Below are 20,122 nucleotides of genomic sequence, written 5' to 3'. Positions count from 1 at the left end.
CTGGCCTCACGTCATCACGAACACAGCCGCGTCGGACGCCGCCACGGAGACCGCCATGAACCTCCCCCTCGCCGTCGTCCCTGCAGCAAACGAGCCGTCCGGTCTCGGCCACGATGCGTTGGACGCCTGTTTCCTGGGTCCTTACGGTGAGAACGATTCGCTGCTGGAAAAGCTCGTCGTCGAATTCCTGCGCGACCACGTCTACTGGCGACGCAACTTCCATCCCGAGGATCCGCCCGCGATCCCCACGCGCGCGGCGCAGCAGCCGGGCTACCAGGCCTTCGAAGCCCACATGCGCCGCGAACTGCATGCGCTGTCGGCAGCGTTGAAGAAATCGGTGCCCTTCCACAGCCCGCGCTACATCGGCCACATGGCGTCCGACCTGCTGCTGCCGGGCCTCGCCGCGCAGTTGCTCACCCTGCCGTACAACCCCAACAATGTCAGCGAAGACGCCGCGCCCGTCACCGTCGAGATGGAAGTGCGCGCCGGCCTGCAACTGGCGCGCATGCTGGGCTATCCCGACGATCCCGCGCGCGTCGACTGCGCGTTCGGCCACCTCACCTCCGGTGGCACGCTCGCGAACTACCAGGCCCTGCGCCTCGCACTCGCGCTGAAGGCGTTTCCGGTGGCCTTGCGCGCGGCGGGTGTGCCGCGTTCGGAATTGCCGGATCTGCCGATGCCCGGCGACGACTGGCAGGCCTTCAACCTCGGGCCAACGGCCAGCATCGCCCTGCTGGATGCCTGGCAGAAATGGCTCGCCGCGCTGCCGCCGGCGCAACGGCGCGAATGGCATGCGCGCGTACAAGCCGAGCGCATCGAAACGCTGGGGCTCGCCGAGTTCTTCCAGCGCCACGCGTCGCTGCAACCGCCGCGCGTGCTCGCGCCGGTCACCGCGCATTACTCCTGGAGCAAAGGCCTGAAATTGCTCGGGCTCGGCCGCGCGCAGCTGGAACTGCTGCCCGAGCGCGGCATGCGCCTGGACGCCGACACGCTGCGCGCCACGCTTGAGCGCTGCCTGCGCGAACGCCAGCCGGTGCTGATGGTGGTCGGCGTGCTCGGCACCACCGAGTACGGAACGGTGGATCCGGTCGACCGCATCGTCGCCGCGCGCACCGCCGTGCAGCCGCGCGGACTGGGTTTCTCCGTGCACGTCGATGCGGCGTGGGGCGGCTATCTCGCCACGCTGTTCCGCAACGGCGACGGCAGCCTGCGCAGCCGCGCGGAAGTTGGCGCCGGATTCGAGCGCTTCCCGCAGCCCGAAGTGCACGCCGCCTTCGCCGCGCTAGGCGACACCGACTCGGTCACCGTCGATCCGCACAAGCTCGGCTACCTGCCCTACGGCGCAGGCGCGTTCGTGTGCCGCGATCACCGCGCGATGGCGCTGCTCGCGGAAGAAGCCGATTACGTCTTCGACGGCGCGGGCGCGGACGACTACATGGCGCGCTACCGCCGTCTGGGCCAGTTCATTCCCGAAGGCTCCAAATCGGGCGCGGCGGCCGCGGCGGTGTACGTCACCCACCGCGTGCTGCCGCTGGATCACGCGCATTTCGGGCAGCTGCCGCGGCAGACGGTGCTCGCGACCGAAGCCTTCCATCGCCGCGCGCAACGTTTCGCTGCGGAGCTGGGCGACTGCGTGCACGCCTGCGTGCCGTTCGCGCCCGACAGCAACCTGGTGTGCCTCGCCCTGAACCCGGCGGGTAACCGCGACGTCGCCGGCGCCAATGCCTTCGTGCGCCGCCTGCACGAGGAGCTGCGCTGCGATCCGCAACGCCCGCTGCAGCTGAAGGAATTCTTCGGCTCGATGACGACATTGCGACCCGAAGCCGTGGGCGCGGAAGACATGCGCCGCATCGCCGCGCAGCTGCAGCTGGATCCGGCGACCTTCGACGAATCCGCGGATCGTCTCGTGATCCTGCGTCACACGCTGATGAATCCGTACCTGATCGATCGCGAGAACGGCATCAGCTACATCGATCGCTACTTCGACTACCTGGCCGCGCGCGTGCGCGCGCTGGCCTGAGGAATGACGATGCCCAAGTCCGTCGCAACGGCTTGCACGCCTGCCGCTTCGTTCGCGCATGCCGGCACCGTCCAGCGCGACTGGTGCGGCGATGCACTGGCGAAACTGCGGCAGGAAGCCGCGCGCTCCGCCGACACGCACCTGCTGAAACTCGACCTGCCCGGTTTCCCCGGCATCGCCTTCTACTTCAAGGACGAAGCCGCGCATCCGACCGGCAGTCTCAAGCACCGGCTGGCGCGTTCGCTGTTCCTGTATGCGCTGTGTAACGGCCGTCTGCAGCGCGGGCAGCCGGTCGTCGACGCGTCCTCGGGCAGCACCGCGATTTCCGAAGCCTGGTTCGCGCGTCTGCTAGGCCTGCCCTTTACCGCGGTGATGCCGGCCTGCACCGCGCCGGGCAAGATCGGCGATGTCGACGCGCTCGGCGGCACCTGCGATCTCGTCGACGACCCGGCCGACGTGCATGCGCGCGCCGCCTGGCACGCGGCGCGCGGCGCCTGCCACCTCGATCAGTTCGGCCTGGCCGAGCGCGCCACCGACTGGCGCGGCAACAACAACATCGCCGAATCGATCCTGCAGCAACTGGCGCTCGAACCCGATCCGGAACCGGCCTGGATCGTCTGCGGCGCCGGCACCGGCGGCACGTCGGCGACGATCGGCCGCTACCTGCGCTACCGCGGTTTGCGCACACGACTGTGCGTGGCCGACCCGTCCGGCAGTGGTTTCGCCAACGGCTGGCATTCGCGCGACCGCGCCGCGCGCGCGACGCAGCCCACGCTGATCGAAGGCATCGGCCGTCCGCGCGTCGAGCCGGGCTTCGTCTTCGAAGTGGTCGATGCAGTGCTCGAAGTCGACGACGGCGATTCGATCGCGGCGATGTGGCTGCTGGAGGACCTGCTGGGCCGCCGCTATGGCGGTTCCTCGGGCACCAATCTCGTCGCGTGCCTGCGCCTGGCCGCGGACATGCGTTCGCGCGGCGAACGCGGCAGCATCGTCAGCCTGTTGTGCGACCGTGGCGAACGCTACGACCGCACGCTGTTCGACCGCGAGTGGTTGCGCGCACGCGGCATCGATCCGCGGCCGGCGCGCGAACGTCTGGCGCGCCTGGTGGCAACCGGCGCGCAGGTCGGCAGTGCGATGGCTCCCTGACATGGTGTCCGGCAACGCCGTCGCCGGGTTCACGTTATGGTGGCGGCGCTCGACGCGCGGCGTCGTGCACAGTTGCCGTGTGCCCGTGGACTGCCGTGCGACACAGGAGGTGCTGGTGCGCATGCGCATCGCCGCGCTGGCGCAGACACTGGCGGTGCTGACGCTGGCGTGGATCCCCATGGATCTGCTCTGGCTCGATCCCGCGCATTCGCTGCGCGTGCTGCCGTTGCGCGTGGCGATGGCGTCGGTCCTGCTGTCGATCGCACGCGGTGTCGCGCGCCTGCCGGCGTCGATCGCCCTCACCCTGTTCGTGTGGTCGCAGGCGATCGGCTTCGGCGCCCTGCAATGGCAGGTCGGACCGGCACCGCATGGTGCGATCGAAATCGGCTACGGGCTGTTTCCGTTCGTGCTCGTGGCGCAACTGGCGGTGCTTCCGCTGCCCTGGTGCCGCACCGTTCTCGCCGCGCTTGCGCCTGCCGCGAATCTCGTCGCGAAACTGCTGCAGCGCGAGCCCGAGCCGGCCGATGCGTGGAGCGAAGCCTGGCTATTCGTCCTGCTGGCGGCAACGGCGGCGTGGGCCGGGCACGCACAATTGCGGCTGCTGTTCGGCCTGCTCGGCGCGCGCCGCGATGCGGCCCATGACGCGCTCACCGGGCTGTCCAACCGGCGCAGCGCGGACGCGCGGCTCGAAGCCGAACGCACGCGCGCACAACGCCTGGGCGAACCGCTGTCGGTGCTGATGATCGACATCGACCGCTTCAAGGCCGTCAACGACCACTGGGGCCACGCGCAGGGCGACCGCGTCCTGGTCGCGCTCGCCGACGTGCTGCGCGACGAACTGCGAGGCGCCGACCTGGCCGCGCGCTACGGCGGCGAGGAATTCCTGGTCATCCTTCCCGATACCGGCATTGACGCCGCGCTCGACGTGGCCGAGCGCATCCGCCAGCGCATCGCTGCACTGCACGCCGAGCGACAGGACCCCGCGCTCGCGATCACCGCCAGCGTCGGTCTGGCCGAACTGGCCAAGGGCGAGGACGCGGCCACGCTGGTCGCGCGCGCGGACGCCGCGCTGTACGCGGCCAAGGCCGGCGGACGCAATCGCAGCGTTGTTGCGCCCGGGGCCGGTGCTGCGGGTGCATCACTGCGTGCGGATGTGTGAGGCGGGTATTGCGCTGTACGCACGCGATCGCCGCGCGACGTGGCGGGTCGCGCGTGGCGTGTCACGGCGCGGGCATGGCCCGCTCCTGCCAGCACCGCAAGGCGCGACACCGCGCGGCTTCAACCGCAACTACCGCAGCAGCCGCAGAATTCGTCACCGTTGTCGCCGCCGCGCTCCAGCATGGTGATGTCCATGACGAAGGCGCCGGGCTGGCGCTGCCGCGCCTCCACCAGCAGGCCGTCGCCGTAACGTTCGCGCAGCTGCGCGAGCAGCGGCAACGGCTCATGGTCGTTGACGAAGCGCATGGTCTCGCCGGGATTGAGCGCATCGAGCGCGCCGAAGATCGCCGCGTGGCGGAAGCGCCGGCCGATGCCGCGCGCGTCGAAGGGATGGAGCATCCGGGTGGGGTCGGTGGTGAGCATGGAAGGTGTTCTGCAGTGCGGGAGCACAGCATCGCCTGGCGCAATGGCGAAGCCATTGACCTGGATCAGGTCGGATCAAGTTTGCGCTTGTGCCACGCAGGCCGCATTGGCGTCCGCCTTCACCCCGCAAGCGGGACGAGGGAAAGTTCCTCGCCGTGCGGGCAGAACGGGGGAATTCCTCTTCTCCCCGCTTCAGCGGGGAGAAGATGCCCGAAGGGCTGGGGCGCTCGTTCGCGCTTCTCAGCGCCGCCTCAGTGCTGTTCCGGCGCGTGCTCCACCTCGCGTGTACGGTCGAACTGCCGGTCGTACTGCGCCAGCGCCTCGCGCATCGGGGCGATTACGTCAAGTCGCGACGGGTCCTGCCGCAGCGTGGCCGCACCAGACAGCAGCGGCGCCAGCACTGCGTGCAATGCCGCATCCGCATCGGGCGGCAGCTGGCATTGCGCGATGATGTCGGCGGCGTGGTCCTGGATCTTCATCGCGACGGCGACAGCCTGCTGCGGCGTCATATGGCCGTGTTCGTACTGGCCCAGCGCGTCGACCGCCCGGCGGATGGCGCGCATGTTGCGACGCAGGTTCGCATCGACCGGCCAGCGTGGTGCGTCGGGCATGGTTGCACCGGGAGCCGGCGCAGCCGGCGCAGGTGCTGCGTGCTGGCGGGCGTGTGCCGTCGGGATGCAAACGGCGAGCACGAGGATCGACTGAAGCAGGATCAGGGGCAGTCGCATGGCGATTTCCTCAATGACTTGCATGGATGCTCGCTCCATGGGCCGGTGCCTGCCCTGATCCGGATCAAGCCGCGGGCGGCCTATCGCAGCGCTGTCGCGTGCCGCATCCCTTCGCCATCGCATCCGGCGCGCCGCATCCCCGTCCGGATCGGTCGAATCCCCATGCGAAGCGCATCGCGACCCGTACGAGAGCGTCATTCCCCGCCCCGCGAATACTGCCGGTGCCCCACCCACTCCACCTGCACCCACGCCTTCGTCGTATCGCGCGCGAAACCGTCGGCGCGATAGTCGGCGATCTTCACCAGTCCCTTCAGTTGCGCGCCCAGCGGGAAACCCAGCGCAGCGTTCCATTCGCTGCCGTAACGCCCGCCCGTGTCGGCGCGGTAGTCGTGCCAGGCCAGCTGCCAGTCGAAGCGATTCGTCGCGAACTTTCCGGCGGCGCCCAGATAGCGGTCCTCGAGGCCGCCAACGGGCGTGACGCCGAACTTGTCCGCCCAGCCATTGAAGGCGTGCAGCGTCGCCAGCGGCGTCTGCAGGGCATGGCGGCCGTCGCCCCCCAGGTGTTCCCAGCCGGCGCGCCAGGCCACGCCGCGGCGCGTGATCGAAGGTTCGATCAGCCAGTACGAATGCGAGAACGACAGCGGCGAATTCGCGTAGTCGCGTTGCCGCGCCAGTTCCAGCGACAGGCCCCAGCCGTTGCCGTCGCGCACGGTGGACGTGGCCGAACGCAGGCCGTACGTCGCGGTTGATGCCGTGGCGACATCTTCGTCCTCGTGCAGCCACGCATAGGCGGCGAGCTGCTGCACATCGCGTTTCCAGGCCAGTTCGAACAAGTGGCTGTCGAGCGCGCGCTCGCGGGCCAGCGGATCGATCGCGTCGTCGCCGTTGACCCGGTGCACGCGCTGCAGCCACGCGTAGCGCGCGGTCAGATCCGGGCGCGGCGTAGCTTCGAGCAACAGCGCGTCGAAGGTCTGCTCGTTCTGTCGCCAGCCGCTGTTGCCGATCCAGCGCTGGTTGTCGAACAACAGACGCTGGCGCCCGACGGTGGCCTGTACGCGCGCGTTCTTCCACGCCAGCCAGGCCTGGTTGAGTTCGGCCCCCTCCGCATCGACGACGAGCGGGTACGCGCTGCGGCCGTTGGCGCCGCTGTTGTAGGCATCGCCGGCAGCCGCGATGCCCTCGCCTTCGACCAGCGCGCTGAAGCCGCCGCCCGGCTGGAAGCGCACGCCGGCCCGCAGGCGGGCCGTCGTGGCGTCCGCATCGCGCGCAAAGGCATCGTCGTCGACGCGTTCGGTGCGCACGCGCAGGTTCCATTCGATCTGGACACGCGGGACCTCGTCGGCGGTCGCCACCGCCGGCACGAGGCCGGCCAGCACGAGGGGAAGCAGGCGTAATCTTGGGGCCATGGGAGCGCTCCGGCTTGGCATTGGGGTCGGCGCGCAGGCTCCGCCTCGGGTCCCGTGGCGACCTTGACGCAGGTCAAGCCGGTCGCCGGGACCGTGGACGTGCGCATCGCCGTTTGATCCAGATCAGGCCCGCGGAGGGGACCGCGGCGCAGACTGCCTCCGTCGAAAGCCGATTAGCCAAACGTCAGGAGTCCACCGTGAAAGACCTGAGCACCTATGCCCTCTGCTATGTCGCCCTGCTCGGCGCCGCACTCGCCGTCGCCGGACTGATCGCCAGCACGCGCGATCCCGCACCGCCCGCCCCACCCAAGGTCGCCGTCCAGCAAACCGCGACGCACGCCGCAGTCACCATGAACACCCCGTTCTGACGACAGGAGCCCGTCCATGAAGACAAGGATTCCCGCACTCACCCTGGCTGCAGTGCTTGCGGCGGTCGTACTCGCGGGTTGCGGCGGTTCGCGCAACGCCGCGGACGCGCCGAAGGAAGCCGTGGCGACCGACACCGGCGGTTCGCTCAAGGGCGACTTCGGACCGCCGCAGGGCCAGCCGATCAACGCGGTGCTCACCAGCCCGCCGAACGTGCCACCGCCGCTCAACCGCGACCATCCGGCGAAGGTCGTCGTCGAACTCGACGTCGTCGAAAAGGAAATGCCGATCTCCGAAGGCGTGACCTATACCTTCTGGACCTTCGGCGGCACCGTGCCGGGCAGCTTCATCCGCGTGCGCCAGGGCGACACCGTGCAGTTCCACCTGCGCAACATGCCCGACAGCAAGATGCCCCACAACATCGACCTGCACGGCGTCACCGGTCCCGGTGGCGGCGCGGCTTCGAGCTTCACCGCGCCGGGGCACGTCTCGCGCTTCACCTTCAAGGCGCTCAACGCCGGCCTGTACGTCTACCACTGCGCGACCGCGCCGGTGGGCATGCACGTGGCCAACGGCATGTACGGCCTGATCCTGGTCGAGCCGCCGGGCGGCCTGCCCAAGGTCGACCGCGAGTACTACGTGATGCAGGGCGACTTCTACACCACCGGCAAGTACCACGAGAAAGGCCACCAGCCCTTCGACATGGAGAAGGCGATCGAGGAGCACCCGACCTACGTCCTGTTCAACGGCAAGGAAGGCGCGCTCACCGGCGACAACGCCCTGAAGGCGAAGACCGGCGAAACGGTGCGCCTGTTCGTCGGCAACGGCGGCCCGAACCTGGTGTCGAGCTTCCACGTGATCGGCGAGATCTTCGACAAGGTCTGGTTCGAAGGCGGCACGCGCTTCCAGGAGAACGTGCAGACCACGCTGATTCCTTCCGGCGGCGCGGCGATCATGGATTTCCACGTCGAAGTGCCGGGCAGCTACATCCTCGTTGATCACTCGATCTTCCGCGCCTTCAACAAGGGCGCACTGGCGATGCTCAAGGCCGAAGGCGCGGAGCGCGCCGAAATCTATTCGGGCAAGGAAGTCGACGCGGTGTACACCGGCGGTCGCGCTTCGCCGAATCTGGCCGCGGTGGCCGAAGCGGCGACAGCGGCGAAGGCCGGCGCGCTGACCCAGGAAGACCAGGTGAAGGCCGGCCAGGCGCTGTTCGCGGGCACCTGCTCGACCTGCCACCAGGCTAACGGCGAAGGCCTCAAGGGCGTGTTCCCGCCGCTGGCGAAGTCGAGCGTGCTCAAGGAGAACCCCAGGCGCATCGTCGACATCGTGCTGCATGGTCTGAGCGGTCCGGTGACGGTGAACGGCGAGCAGTACAACTCGGTGATGCCGCCGATGAACCAGCTCACCGACGACGAGGTGGCCAACATCAGCACCTACGTGCTCAACAGCTGGGGCAATCCGGGTGGTCGCGTGGAGAAGGCCGAAGTCGCGGCCAGGCGCGCGGCCGGTGGCGGCGCCAACAATGCTGCGGAGCACTGAACCATGCGCCGGCTCGCCACCCTGCTGCTGTGCGTGCTGCCCCTCGCCGGCCTCGCGGCCGGCGTTGCGGGCCGCTATGCACAGTTGCCGGGCGGCAGTTTCCGCACTGCGCTGAAGTACGAGGATCGCAAGGGCGCGGATGTGCGTATCGCGCCCTTCGCGATGATGACGAAACCGGTCACCAACGCGGAGTTCCTCGCCTTCGTGCAAGCGCACCCGCAATGGCGGCGCGATCGCGTCGCCGGTGTGTTCGCCGAGCCGCGCTATCTATCGCACTGGCAGGGCGCGACGCAACTGGGCTCGAAAGCGTTGCCCGAGCAACCGGTGACCTGGGTGAGCTGGTTCGCGGCGAACGCGTACTGCGAATCGCAGGGTGCGCGGCTGCCGACCTGGAGCGAATGGGAATACGCGGCCGCCGCCGACGAAACCCGTCGCGATGCACGGAGCGATCCGGCATGGCGCGAGCGCATCCTCGTCTGGTATTCGCGGCCGTCGACCTCGGCCCTGCCGCGCGCGGGTCTGCAGGCGCCCAACGCCTACGGCGTGCAGGACCTGCACGGGCTGGTGTGGGAATGGACCGACGACTATTCCTCGCTGCTGGTGTCCGGCGACAACCGCAACCAGGGCGATGCCGACCGCACGAAGTTCTGCGGCGCGGGCGCGCTGTCGATGGACGACCGCGAGAACTACGCGGTGCTGATGCGCGTGGCGATGCTGTCCTCGCTCGAGGCCCACGACGCCACCGCCAACCTTGGCTTCCGCTGCGCGAGGAGCGCACGATGAAACGATTCCGCGCCTTGTTCTTCGCCGTGGTCGCCGGCAGCGCATTGACGCTGCTGAGCGCGGCGGTGCTGGCGGGCAATGCCCCCGCCGCGAAAGCGGCCGCCCTGCCCCGCGACTCCGTCTACCAGCTGCCGCTGGTGCTCACCGACCAGTCGGGCCAGGCGCGCGACTGGCGCACGCGGCGCGGACAACCGCAGCTGGTGTCGATGTTCTACACCTCGTGCCAGTTCATCTGCCCGCTGATCGTGGATTCGGGCAAGGCCATCGACCGCAGCCTCACCGCGGAGCAGCGCGCGCGTCTGGGCGTGCTGCTGATCAGCATGGATCCCGCGAACGACACGCCCAGGGCGCTGCAGTACATCGTCGACAAGCGCCAGCTCGACACGCGCCGCTGGACGCTGGCGTCGCCGCCGCCCGGCGACGTGCGCGCGGTGGCCGGCGTGCTCGGCATCCGCTACCGGCAACTGGCCGACGGCAACTTCAACCACACCAGCGCGCTGGTGCTGCTCGACGCCGACGGCCGCATCCTCGCGCGCACGGAGAAGGTCGGCAGCCGGCCGGATCCGGAATTCATCGCCGCCGTGCGCCAGGCCACGACGCCGTAACGCTTGCGGCCCACCACCACCGACGAACAAGCCGGGCCTCCGTCAATCGCGACGGTGGTGGGGGGCCGACCTTACTTCACCTGCACCTTTCTTCGACACAGGATGGATCACATGAAACATGCTGCTTCCTTCTTCCTCGGCTGCGCGCTGCTCGCGGGGGCCACGTTCGTCCAGGCCGCGCCCTCGTGCACGATCCGGCTGAAGGCCAACGATGCGATGCAGTTCGACCTCAGAACCGCGACGGTCTCAGCGTCGTGTCCGAAGATCACGATCGAGTTGACCCACACCGGCAAGATGGCCGCGCAGGTGATGGGCCACAACGTCGTGGTCAGCCAGACGGCGGACATCAACGCCGTCGCCAGCGCCGGAATGAAGGCCGGTGCCGCGGCCGGCTACGTGCCCAAGGGCGATGCGAAGGTGATCGCCGCGACGCCCGTGGTCGGCGGCGGTGCGAGCACGAAGGCGTCGTTCGCAGGGAGCAAGCTCAAGGCGGGCGGGGATTACAGCTTCTTCTGCTCGTTTCCGGGGCACGCGGGGTTGATGAAGGGGACGCTGGTGGTGACGAAGTGAGGTTGATGTTGCGGCAGGACGATTCCGTCCTCGTGGCCATGGGCCGCTCCTGCAGGCGATCGTAGGAGCGTCCATGGGCGCGATGCGATAGCACCACCATCGATCGCTGCTTCCTCCACTACACCAGCCACGCCACCACCGCGAACGCGACCACCATCGCCGCAATCCCCGGCAACAAGCGCAGCGCGTAGCCGCGGCCGCCGGTCAGCAGCGCCAGCACCAGCTTCACCACCGAGTTGGCGGCGAACGCCAGCGCGATGCCCGGCACCGCCGTCGCGGCGTCGATGCGTCCCACCGCCACCAGTTGCGCCGCCGACGCCGCGGCCGCATGCACGTCGGCGATTCCGGAGGCACCGAGCGTCCACTCCAACGCCGCATCGCCCAGCCAGGCGAGCATCGCCGCCGACAGCAGCATCACCGCGGCCACGATCGCCACGAACAGCAGCGCGTGCTTCGGCTCGAAGGCGCGCCCCCGCAGCGGCGCGCCGTGCGCATCCACCTTGCGCGTGGCCCAGGCGGCCAGCAGCGCGAACACCACGACAACCGCACCCGCCGCGATGATCGGCGGCCACAGCGCGCGCAGCAGCGGCGGCGACAATGCGCCGGAGATCACCGCGAGCTGCACGACCGTGCTCACGTTCGAGACGACGCCCGCCCCCGCGCAGGCCATGGCCAGCCGCGGATTCTCGCGGGCCTGCGTACCCATGCTCGCGATCGTCGCCGTGCTCGAGGCAAAGCCGCCGGCAAGTCCGGCCAGCAACAGACCGACCCGCGCGCCGAACGCACGCAGCGCGACGTGGCCAGCAGCATTGATCGCCATCACGATTACCGCGAGCAGCCACAGCTTGCGCAGGTTCAGCACCTGCCACGGATCGACCGCGCGATCGGGCAGCAGCGGCAGCACGATGGTCGCCGCGGCGGCCAGCAGCAATGCATCGTGCAGTTCCTGCTCGGTCAGCACCGTGCTCGCGAACCGGTGCACGCGCGACTTCGACGCGAGCAACAGCGCGACGGCGACGCCGAGCCCGGCGGCCAGGATCGTCTCGCGCATCGCCAGCACGCCGAGCAGGAACACGACCAGCATCGCCACTTCGGTGGTGAGCCCCGGATCGCGGTTGCGGCCGAGCCGATAACTGGCCAACGCCGCGAGCGCGGTGAATGCGCCGGCGACCGCGACGCCGACGCCGCCCAGCAAGGCCGCCACCGCACCCGCGAGCGCGATCAGCGCGAACGTGCGCACGCCGGCCGCGGCCATCGAAGGACCCTCGCCCTTGCGCCGCTCGCGCTCGATGCCGACCAGCAGGCCCACGCCCAGCGCGACCGCCAGCCCCTTGACCACGTCGATGTCGACCATGCCGTCAGCTTCGGCCAGTCGTGCACGCGACGCAATTGCGGGTTGATCCGGATCAAGGCGGGCCGCGCCCGGCGGGCGCAGATTGATCGCGTCCATCCCGGAGAGCACGCCGATGCCACTCCTCCAGGTCACCGTCGGACAGCTGGAATCCTTCCTGCTGTGGAGTGCACTGCTGAACTACGCAGTGCTGCTGGTCGCCTTCCTCACCTGGTGGCTCGCCGGCGATGCACTGTGCCGGCTGCACGCACGCTGGTTCCGGATGGAACCCGCGCAGGTGCATGCCGCCGTCTATCTGATCCTCGGCCTGTACAAACTCGGCATCTGGCTGCTGTTCCTCGCGCCGTGGCTGGCGCTGCGCATCGTCTTCAGTGGAGGTACGCCATGAATCGCGTCGAAGGCAAGACCTGCATCGTGACCGGCGCTGCACTCGGAATCGGCCGCGCCTGCGCGTTGCGGCTGGCGCAGGAAGGCGCGCGCGTCGCGTTGTTCGACGTGCTCGATGCGGAAGGCGAAGCGTTCGCGCGCGAACTGCAGGCGCGGGGCGCGGAAGCCGCCTACTGGCACGTGGACGTGGCGCGCGAGGACGAAGTCGCCAGCGCGATCGACGCGGTTGCCGCGCGCTTCGGCGGCGTGTACGTGCTGGTCAACAACGCCGGCATCGCCGGCGCGAGCAAGCCCACGCACGAAATTACCGAAGCCGAATGGGATCGCGTGCAGGCGGTCAACGTGAAGGGCGTGTTCTTCTGCACCAAGCACGCGATCCCGCATCTGCGCCGCGCCGGCCACGGCAGCATCATCAACCTCTCCTCGATCTACGGACTCGTCGGCGCGCCCGACGTGCCGCCCTACCACGCGGCGAAGGGCGCGGTGCGGCTGATGAGCAAGACCGATGCCCTGCTCTACGCCGCCGAGTGCATCCGCGTGAATTCCGTGCATCCGGGCTACATCCGCACACCGATGGTGGAACAGCACCTGCGCGACAGCGGTGCGACCGACCTGGAAGCCGCGATCGCCGAAGTCGGCCGCCTGCACCCCTTGGGTCACATGGGCGACGCCGACGACATCGCCTGGGGCGTGGTTTACCTGGCCTCGGACGAGGCGAAGTTCGTCACGGGTGCGGAGCTGGTGATCGACGGCGGCTATACGGCGCGGTGAGCGCGCCGCGCCCGAATCCGCGCTCCGGACCTGCGCTGCGCGCCCCGCAGGAGTGCCCCATGGGCGCGACCCGTCGCGGCAGGGTGCACGCCGGTCGGGCGCGGGCATGGCCCGCTCCTACGGATGTCGATGCCTGCGCTAATGCCGCAACAGCAGCGGCAGATCGTCCTGCTGGAGCATGTAGCGCGTCACGCCGCCCAGCACGCGTTCGGAAAAACGCGAGCGGCCGTAGGCGCCCATCACCAGCAGGTCGGCGTACGCCGCGCGGGCAGCGTCGTGGATCGGCGCACCCTTGTCGGCCTCTTCGTCGAGCACTTCGAATTCCACCGCGAGCTCGTGCCGCCGGCACCAGGCCTCCAGCGCGAACTCGGGCGACGGCACCGACGCCAGCAGCGTCTTGCGCTGCCCCATGAGCAGCACGATCCGCTGTGCACGCCGCAGCAGCGGCAGCGCACCGTGCAACGCACGGATCGCCTCGATCGAGCCGTTCCAGGCCACCGCGATGCACTCGAGCTTCAGTTCCGTGCGACCCGGCGGCACGACCAGGCAGGGCTGGCCCACGTGCAGCACGATGGAGGCCAGCGCCGCCGGGCTGCCCCAGGGATCGGCGGCATCGCGCGCCAGCACCACCAGGTCGTGCCAGTTGCCGGCGTAATCCAGCGCATCGCCGACCTGGCCATGGGTCACCAGCCAGCGCGGCGCGACCGCGCCGAGCGAGCCCGCCCAGGCCTCGAACGCCGGCCCGGCGGCGCGGGCATCGCGCAACTGCTCGTCGATGGCGCGCAGGTACTCGGCGTAGAGCAGGCCCGCGTCGTATTCCCAGACGGGCGGGATGCCGCCTTCGACCACGTGCAGGGTCGTCAGTCCGGCGCGCAGCTGGCCAGCCAGGCGCGTGGCGAACACCACGCCGGGATCCCAGTCCGGGTAGCGGGTAGCGCGAACCAGCAGATCCATGAGGACGCTCCCATGGCAGGGGGAAATTCTGCCGCCGGACCATGCTCCATCAGGCGAATTCCGGGCGACTTGATCCGGATCAAGTCGCCCCCGATCCGGCTTCCGAAAATACGCCTGTCATTCCGAAGGAAGCCCCCATGACTGCGAACGATGCCGCGCAACCGCTGGCCGGCGGCGCGCCGTATTCCTTGACCGGCACCGAGCCCGCGGCGCCGCGCGACGGCTATTACAACGACAGGGTGGTGCTGCAGTTCTCGGTCGCGACCGTGGTCTGGGGCATCGTCGGCATGGCGGTGGGCGTGCTGATCGCCGCCCAGCTGTACTGGCCGACCCTGTTCGAGGGCATCCCGTGGCTCAGCTACGGCCGCCTGCGTCCGCTGCATACCAATGCGGTGATCTTCGCGTTCGGCGGCAGCGCGCTGTTCGCCACCTCGCTGCACGTGGTGCAGCGCACCTGCCATGTGCGGCTGTTGTCGGATCGTCTTGCCGCATTCGTCTTCTGGGGCTGGCAGGCGGTCATCGTCGCCGCGGCGATCACCCTGCCGATGGGCCTCACCCAGGGCAAGGAATACGCCGAGCTGGAATGGCCGATCGACTACCTGATCACCGTCGTCTGGGTCGCCTACGCGGTGCTCTTCTTCGGCACCATCGCCAAACGCAAGGTGAAGCACATCTACGTCGCCAACTGGTTCTACGGCGGCTACATCCTCGCCATCGCGCTGCTGCACATCGTCAACAACGTCGCGATCCCGGCCGGCCTGTGGAAGTCGTACCCGGTCTACAGCGGCGCGGTCGATGCGATGGTGCAGTGGTGGTACGGCCACAACGCGGTGGGCTTCCTGCTGACCGCAGGCTTCCTGGGGATGATGTACTACTTCGTGCCCAAGCAGGCCGGACGCCCGGTCTACTCGTACCGGCTGTCGATCGTGCACTTCTGGGCGCTGATCGCCGTGTACATGTGGGCCGGCCCGCACCACCTGCAGTACACCGCGCTGCCCGACTGGGCGCAGTCGGTGGGCATGGTGTTCTCGCTGATCCTGCTGGCGCCGTCGTGGGGCGGCGCGATGAACGGCATCCTCACGCTCTCCGGCGTGTGGCACAAGCTGCGCACCGATCCGATCCTCAAGTTCCTCATCGTCGCGATCAGCTTCTACATGATCGCCACCTTCGAGGGACCGATGATGTCGATCAAGACGGTCAACTCGCTGTCGCACTACACCGACTGGACCATCGGCCACGTGCACGCCGGTGCGCTGGGCTGGGTGGCGATGATCTCGATCGGCTCGCTCTACGCGTTGCTGCCGCGCCTGCTCGGCCAGGCCTCGATGTACTCGACGAAGTGGATCGACACGCACTTCTGGGTGCACACGCTCGGCGTGCTGCTCTACATCGCCTCGATGTGGATCGCCGGCGTGATGCAGGGCCTGATGTGGCGCGCGACCAATGCCGACGGCACGCTGACCTACAGCTTCGTCGAAGCGCTCAACGCCACCTATCCCTACTACCTGGCGCGTTTCGGCGGCGGCCTGCTGGTGCTCGCGGGCATGGGACTGATGGCGCTGAACACCTGGAAGACCTTCGCCATGGCGAAGGACCGCACACCGCAGCCGGTGCTCGCCCCCGACATCAGCGATGCGCGCGCCTGAGGACTGGACATGAGCGACAACACGCAACACAACGGCAACGCACACGAGAAGATCGAGAAGAACGTCGGCCTGATGGCCGTGCTGATCGCGGTGGTGGTGTCCTTCGGCGGCCTCGCCGAGATCGTGCCGCTGATGCACCAGGCCGAGACGATCAAGCCGCTGCCCGGCGTGAAGCCCTACCCCGCGCTGCAGCTCGCCGGCCGCGACGTGTACGTGCGCGAGGGCTGCTACAACTGCCACTCGCAGATGGTGCGCACGCTGCGTTTCGAAACCGAACGCTACGGCCACTACTCGCTGGCCGGCGAATCGGTCTACGACCGCCCGTTCCAGTGGGGCTCCAAGCGCACCGGGCCCGATCTCGCCCGGGTCGGCGGCCGCTACTCGGACGACTGGCACCGCGTGCACCTGACCAATCCGCGCGACGTGGTACCCGAATCGAACATGCCGAGCTTCCCGTGGCTGGCGAAGAACGAACTCGACGGGAAGGAGATCGCCGCGCACATGCACGCGCTCAAGGCGCTGGGCGATCCCTACACCGATGCGGAAATAGCAAAGGCCGCCGACGACGTCGCCGGCAAGACCGAACTCGACGCTGTGGTCGCCTATCTGCAGGCGCTCGGCAAGCACGCACCGCGGGGGGGCTGAGCCATGGTGTCGGGAATCGTCACGGCGACCTTGCTGGTGGTGTTCCTGGCCGGCTGGGCGTGGGCGTGGAGCCCGCGCCGCCGCAGGGATTTCGAGGAAGCGGCGCGACTGCCGCTGGATGAAGGCGACACGCTGGGTGAAGGCAGGGAGAACGAACGATGAGCAGCGGCTGGTCGTGGTACGTCATCGCGCTGATCGTGCTCAACATCGGCGGCTGCGCGTGGCTGCTGTGGTGGACGGCCAAGCGCCGTCCGGGCGATCCGAAGCCCGAAGACACCAGCCACGTGTGGGACGGCGATCTCACCGAGTACAACAAGCCGCTGCCGAAGTGGTGGATCAACCTGTTCTGGCTCACCATCGTCTTCGGCATCGGCTACCTGGCCTGGTATCCGGGGTTCGGCAATTTCGCGGGCTATGCGCGCTGGTCGTCGCAGCAGGAACATGCCGATCGCAAAGCCGCGTACGACGCGACGCTGGAAGGCACGTTCGCACCGTTCAGGAACCAGCCGATCAACGTGCTGGCCGCGGATCCGGAAGCGACGCGACTGGGCCGCTCGATCTTCAACAACACCTGCGCGACCTGCCACGGTTCGTCGGCGCAAGGCGCGGTCGGCTATCCCAACCTCACCGACGACATCTGGCACTGGGGCGGCGCGCCCGAACGCGTGCTGGAAACCGTGCTCGACGGCCGCGAAGGCGTGATGCCCGAATGGGGCACGGTGCTCACCGGCATGGGCGGCGAGAACGCGGTCGATTACGTCGTCGCCTATGTGCGCACGCTGGGCACGCCGGGCCAGTCGCTGCAGAACGACTACATGGCCGCGCAGGGCAGGAAACTGTACGAGGGCATCTGCGTCGCCTGCCACGGCATCGACGGCAAGGGCAACCAGCAGATGGGCGCGCCGGACCTGACCGACGACTACTGGCTGTACGGCAGCAGCAATGCGGCGATTCACCAGACGATCGCGAAGGGACGGCACGGCTCGATGCCCGCGCACCGCGAACTGCTCGGCGAGACGCGCGCGCGCCTGGTGGCAGCCTACGTGTGGTCGCTGTCGAACCCGCCGCAGGGCAAGGGTGCGGCGCATGCGACCCAGGCCGGAAAGTGAAGGGCCGCGCATCGTGAGCACGCCAGCGCCCGGGTTCGATCATCCACCGCGCCCACTCGCGCAGCGCATCGGCGCGATTGCGTGGCCCAGCTTCTTCGCCGCTGGCGTGGCGACGATGGTGTTCTTCGCCTTCGTCGATCCGCTGGCGCTGCGCGACATGACCTTCCCGTCGCTGCAGATCACCCGCGAACTGGGCTACACGGTGGGGTTCTTCATGTTCTGGCTCGCCACCGCCTCGTCGAGCCTGTTCACCTGGTGGCTGCTGCGGCCGGCGAGCCGGTTCAATCAGGCGTTGCGGTGAAGCGCAACCCGGGTGCGGCCTACGGCCTTAGCCGGGCTACGCAATCCGGCCGCATGCGAAGTTGTTGAAGGAATCGTGGAGTTGAACAAGTCGATCGACATCGCCCTGACCGAGACCGAGGGCTCGTTCTACGTCAGCGAGCGCAAGGTCTACCCGCGCGACGTCAGCGGCCGCTTCGACCGCCTGCGCAAGGTCGCGGTGGTGTGGCTGCTGGGCATGTTCTACGCGTTCCCGTGGCTGCGCTGGGACGGGCGGCAGGCGGTGCTGTTCGATCTGCCGGCGCGCAAGTTCCACGTGTTCGGCCTCACCTTCTGGCCGCAGGATTTTCCGCTGCTGGCGTTGCTGCTGGTCATCGCCGGCGTGTCGCTGTTCTTCTTCACCGCGCTCGCCGGGCGCCTGTGGTGCGGCTACGCCTGCCCGCAGACGGTGTGGACGGAAACCTTCCTGTGGATGGAGCGCTGGACCGAAGGCGATCGCAACGCGCGCATCAGGCTCGACGCCGCGCCGTGGTCGGCCCGCAAGCTGCTGCGCAAGGGCGCCAAGCACCTGCTGTGGCTGGTGTTCGCGCTGTGGACCGGCTTCACCTTCGTCGGCTTCTTCACGCCGATCACCTCTTTGGGCGCGCGGCTGGTGCCGTTCGCATGGGGCGGGTGGGAAACCTTCTGGGTGCTGTTCTATGCGCTGGCCACCTGGGGCAACGCCGGCTTCCTGCGCGAGCAGGTGTGCAAGTACATGTGCCCCTACGCGCGCTTCCAGAGCGCGATGTTCGATCGCAACACCCTGCTGATCGCCTACGACCCGATGCGCGGGGAGCCGCGCGGTCCGCGCAAGCGCGGGCTCGGCGACATCGTGCAGCGTGGCCGCGGCCTGCTGGAGAAGGCGCTGGCCTACGACTACGTGTTCCGTGCCAGCCGCCATCCCAGCGCGGCCGATGCGCGACTGCAGGCGCACGGCACGATCACCTTCGACCAAGCCGCCTTCGATGCCGGCACCGACGTCCAGCCCTTGCCGAAATTCGCGCCGGAGCAGCTGGGCGACTGCATCGACTGCACGATCTGCGTGCAGGTCTGCCCGGTCGGCATCGACATCCGCAACGGCCTGCAGTACGAGTGCATCGCCTGCGGCGCCTGCGTCGACGCCTGCGACGAGGTGATGGACAAGATGGGCTTCGCCCGCGGCCTGATCCGCTACACCACGCAGAACGCGCTGGACGGGCGCCCGACCCGCGTGCTGCGGCCGCGCATCTTCGTCTATGGCGGTCTTTTGCTGGTACTGCTCGGTGCCTTCGCCTGGGGCGTAGGCACGCGCGCGCCGCTGATCGCGGAAGTGCTGCGCGACCGCAACGCGCTCTATCGCGAAACCGCCGACGGCATCGAGAACGGCTACACGCTCAAGCTGGTGAACAAGACCGAGCGCGCGCAGGACTACCTGATCTCCCTGCGCACGGATGACGATGACGGACGCGCGAACCGCGACGAACACGAACACGACGATCGCAACGACGCGCTGCGCCTGCAGGCGCCGGCGTCGGTCACCGTGGCGGCCGGCGAAGTCGCCTCGGTGCCGGTGACCGTGCTTGCCGACGACGACGTGCATGGCCGGAAGGAAGTGCACTTCGTGGTCGCCGCGCGCGACGGCAGCGTGCGCAAACAGGTGGAAAGCAGCTTCTTCGGACCGACGCCATGATGACCCTCGACAACCGCGTGAAGGGCACCGAACGCCGCAGCGCCTGGCGCGAGCCGATGGTGTGGCTGATCGCGGCGATTCCCGCGGCCGCGGTGATCGCCACCATCGCGCTGCTGGTGACCGCGTCGCGTTCGCCGGGCACCGACGATGCCGTGGCCGACCGGGTGACGCGCACCGCGCAGGTGCAGGTCGCCGACCTCGGTCCGGATGCGAAGGCCCGGCAATTGCACCTGAGCGCGATCGTGCGCACCGGCAAAGGCACGGTCGAAGTGCTGCCGGTGGATGGTGCGTTTGATCGCGCGGCGCCGCTGCTGCTGTCGCTGCACCATCCCTCGCGCGCCGAACTCGACCGCGACATCCACCTCGCCGCGTCGAAAACCAGTTGGCGCGCGCAGGCCGACGTCGACCTGTCGCACGACTGGAACGTGCAACTCGGGCCCGACGACGGCGCATGGCGCCTGCAGGGACGCTGGGCCGCGAAGCAGCAGGCCGCCTACCTGCATCCCGCAGTCGGCGGGAACTGAA

Annotated in this window: 22 protein-coding genes; 17 read left to right on the top strand and 5 right to left on the bottom strand. The window is 68.9% G+C overall.

The window, feature by feature from the left end:
• Positions 1 to 55 precede the first annotated feature (55 nt).
• From ACFPN1_RS01110 to ACFPN1_RS01100, 3 genes are all read left to right on the top strand, one after another.
• On the top strand, positions 56 to 2,020 hold the full coding sequence (locus ACFPN1_RS01110) for a pyridoxal phosphate-dependent decarboxylase family protein (protein WP_386752263.1): 1,965 nt from the start codon (positions 56 to 58) through the stop codon (positions 2,018 to 2,020).
• Positions 2,021 to 2,029: 9 nt separating this feature from the next.
• Positions 2,030 to 3,166: a PLP-dependent cysteine synthase family protein gene (locus tag ACFPN1_RS01105; RefSeq protein WP_386752261.1), complete on the top strand. Its 1,137-nt coding sequence runs from the start codon at positions 2,030 to 2,032 to the stop codon at positions 3,164 to 3,166.
• A gap of 121 nt (positions 3,167 to 3,287) precedes the next feature.
• Entirely contained in the window at positions 3,288 to 4,325 is a 1,038-nt protein-coding gene (locus tag ACFPN1_RS01100) for a GGDEF domain-containing protein (protein ID WP_386754000.1), read from the top strand.
• A 119-nt stretch (positions 4,326 to 4,444) separates the two neighbouring features.
• Here the strand turns inward: ACFPN1_RS01100 and ACFPN1_RS01095 are convergent, their stop codons facing one another.
• From ACFPN1_RS01095 to ACFPN1_RS01085, 3 genes are all read right to left on the bottom strand, one after another.
• On the bottom strand, positions 4,445 to 4,747 hold the full coding sequence (locus ACFPN1_RS01095; protein WP_386752260.1) for a DUF2249 domain-containing protein: 303 nt from the start codon (positions 4,745 to 4,747) through the stop codon (positions 4,445 to 4,447).
• 251 nt (positions 4,748 to 4,998) lie between these two features.
• Positions 4,999 to 5,475 carry a DnrO protein gene (locus ACFPN1_RS01090; RefSeq protein WP_386752258.1) on the bottom strand — a complete coding sequence of 159 codons (477 nt, stop codon included), beginning with the start codon at positions 5,473 to 5,475 and terminating at the stop codon, positions 4,999 to 5,001.
• 194 nt (positions 5,476 to 5,669) lie between these two features.
• Entirely contained in the window at positions 5,670 to 6,881 is a 1,212-nt protein-coding gene (locus tag ACFPN1_RS01085) for an alginate export family protein (RefSeq protein WP_386752256.1), read from the bottom strand.
• A 197-nt stretch (positions 6,882 to 7,078) separates the two neighbouring features.
• On the opposite strand from ACFPN1_RS01085, the gene ACFPN1_RS01080 reads away from it, so the two are divergent.
• The 5 genes from ACFPN1_RS01080 to azu all read left to right on the top strand — a co-directional run bounded on the left by ACFPN1_RS01080 (position 7,079) and on the right by azu (position 10,747).
• Positions 7,079 to 7,249, top strand: coding sequence for a hypothetical protein (locus ACFPN1_RS01080; RefSeq protein WP_386752254.1), 171 nt, complete (start codon positions 7,079 to 7,081; stop codon positions 7,247 to 7,249).
• A 16-nt stretch (positions 7,250 to 7,265) separates the two neighbouring features.
• Positions 7,266 to 8,789, top strand: a complete 1,524-nt coding sequence (nirK, locus tag ACFPN1_RS01075) for a copper-containing nitrite reductase (protein WP_386752252.1) — start codon at positions 7,266 to 7,268, stop codon at positions 8,787 to 8,789.
• 3 nt (positions 8,790 to 8,792) lie between these two features.
• Positions 8,793 to 9,572 (top strand): formylglycine-generating enzyme family protein, encoded by a 780-nt coding sequence (locus tag ACFPN1_RS01070; RefSeq protein ID WP_386752250.1) that lies wholly within the window; start codon positions 8,793 to 8,795, stop codon positions 9,570 to 9,572.
• Entirely contained in the window at positions 9,569 to 10,177 is a 609-nt protein-coding gene (locus ACFPN1_RS01065) for an SCO family protein (RefSeq protein WP_386752248.1), read from the top strand. Before ACFPN1_RS01070 ends, ACFPN1_RS01065 begins: the two co-directional genes overlap by 4 nt.
• Before the next feature lie 111 nt (positions 10,178 to 10,288).
• Positions 10,289 to 10,747 (top strand): azurin, encoded by a 459-nt coding sequence (gene azu, locus ACFPN1_RS01060; RefSeq protein ID WP_386752247.1) that lies wholly within the window; start codon positions 10,289 to 10,291, stop codon positions 10,745 to 10,747.
• 118 nt (positions 10,748 to 10,865) lie between these two features.
• Here azu and ACFPN1_RS01055 read toward each other — a convergent pair whose 3' ends face one another.
• The gene (locus tag ACFPN1_RS01055) at positions 10,866 to 12,101 is read right to left on the bottom strand and encodes an MgtC/SapB family protein (protein ID WP_386752245.1); all 1,236 of its coding nucleotides are present in this window, start codon (positions 12,099 to 12,101) and stop codon (positions 10,866 to 10,868) included.
• 112 nt (positions 12,102 to 12,213) lie between these two features.
• Between ACFPN1_RS01055 and ACFPN1_RS01050 the strand changes: the two genes are divergently transcribed.
• Together ACFPN1_RS01050 and ACFPN1_RS01045 are read left to right on the top strand one after the other, a co-directional pair.
• The gene (locus tag ACFPN1_RS01050) at positions 12,214 to 12,486 is read left to right on the top strand and encodes a DUF6868 family protein (RefSeq protein WP_386752243.1); all 273 of its coding nucleotides are present in this window, start codon (positions 12,214 to 12,216) and stop codon (positions 12,484 to 12,486) included.
• A complete protein-coding gene (locus tag ACFPN1_RS01045) occupies positions 12,483 to 13,256 on the top strand; it encodes an SDR family NAD(P)-dependent oxidoreductase (RefSeq protein WP_386752241.1) in 774 nt (257 codons plus the stop codon). Before ACFPN1_RS01050 ends, ACFPN1_RS01045 begins: the two co-directional genes overlap by 4 nt.
• Positions 13,257 to 13,394: 138 nt before the next feature.
• Here ACFPN1_RS01045 and ACFPN1_RS01040 read toward each other — a convergent pair whose 3' ends face one another.
• On the bottom strand, positions 13,395 to 14,210 hold the full coding sequence (locus ACFPN1_RS01040) for a universal stress protein (RefSeq protein WP_386752240.1): 816 nt from the start codon (positions 14,208 to 14,210) through the stop codon (positions 13,395 to 13,397).
• A 137-nt stretch (positions 14,211 to 14,347) separates the two neighbouring features.
• On the opposite strand from ACFPN1_RS01040, the gene ccoN reads away from it, so the two are divergent.
• From ccoN to ACFPN1_RS01005, 7 genes are all read left to right on the top strand, one after another.
• Positions 14,348 to 15,856, top strand: coding sequence for a cytochrome-c oxidase, cbb3-type subunit I (ccoN, locus tag ACFPN1_RS01035; RefSeq protein ID WP_386752238.1), 1,509 nt, complete (start codon positions 14,348 to 14,350; stop codon positions 15,854 to 15,856).
• Positions 15,857 to 15,865: 9 nt separating this feature from the next.
• Positions 15,866 to 16,501, top strand: coding sequence for a cytochrome-c oxidase, cbb3-type subunit II (gene ccoO, locus ACFPN1_RS01030; protein ID WP_386752237.1), 636 nt, complete (start codon positions 15,866 to 15,868; stop codon positions 16,499 to 16,501).
• 3 nt (positions 16,502 to 16,504) lie between these two features.
• A complete protein-coding gene (locus ACFPN1_RS01025) occupies positions 16,505 to 16,663 on the top strand; it encodes a cbb3-type cytochrome oxidase subunit 3 (RefSeq protein ID WP_386752235.1) in 159 nt (52 codons plus the stop codon).
• The gene (ccoP, locus tag ACFPN1_RS01020) at positions 16,660 to 17,610 is read left to right on the top strand and encodes a cytochrome-c oxidase, cbb3-type subunit III (protein WP_386752233.1); all 951 of its coding nucleotides are present in this window, start codon (positions 16,660 to 16,662) and stop codon (positions 17,608 to 17,610) included. Before ACFPN1_RS01025 ends, ccoP begins: the two co-directional genes overlap by 4 nt.
• Positions 17,611 to 17,623: 13 nt before the next feature.
• Positions 17,624 to 17,911, top strand: a complete 288-nt coding sequence (locus tag ACFPN1_RS01015; protein ID WP_386752231.1) for a hypothetical protein — start codon at positions 17,624 to 17,626, stop codon at positions 17,909 to 17,911.
• A gap of 81 nt (positions 17,912 to 17,992) precedes the next feature.
• Complete coding sequence (locus ACFPN1_RS01010; protein ID WP_386752229.1) at positions 17,993 to 19,597, top strand: 4Fe-4S dicluster domain-containing protein; 1,605 nt, start codon at positions 17,993 to 17,995, stop codon at positions 19,595 to 19,597.
• Positions 19,594 to 20,121 carry a FixH family protein gene (locus tag ACFPN1_RS01005; RefSeq protein WP_386752227.1) on the top strand — a complete coding sequence of 176 codons (528 nt, stop codon included), beginning with the start codon at positions 19,594 to 19,596 and terminating at the stop codon, positions 20,119 to 20,121. The genes ACFPN1_RS01010 and ACFPN1_RS01005 overlap by 4 nt, the downstream gene beginning before the upstream one ends.
• The last annotated feature ends 1 nt before the right edge of the window (position 20,122 follow it).

It is taken from the genome of Lysobacter yangpyeongensis (genome assembly GCF_042655745.1).
Taxonomy (GTDB): Bacteria; Pseudomonadota; Gammaproteobacteria; order Xanthomonadales; family Xanthomonadaceae; genus Agrilutibacter; species Agrilutibacter yangpyeongensis.
This window is presented reverse-complemented; position numbering and strand designations above follow the sequence as displayed.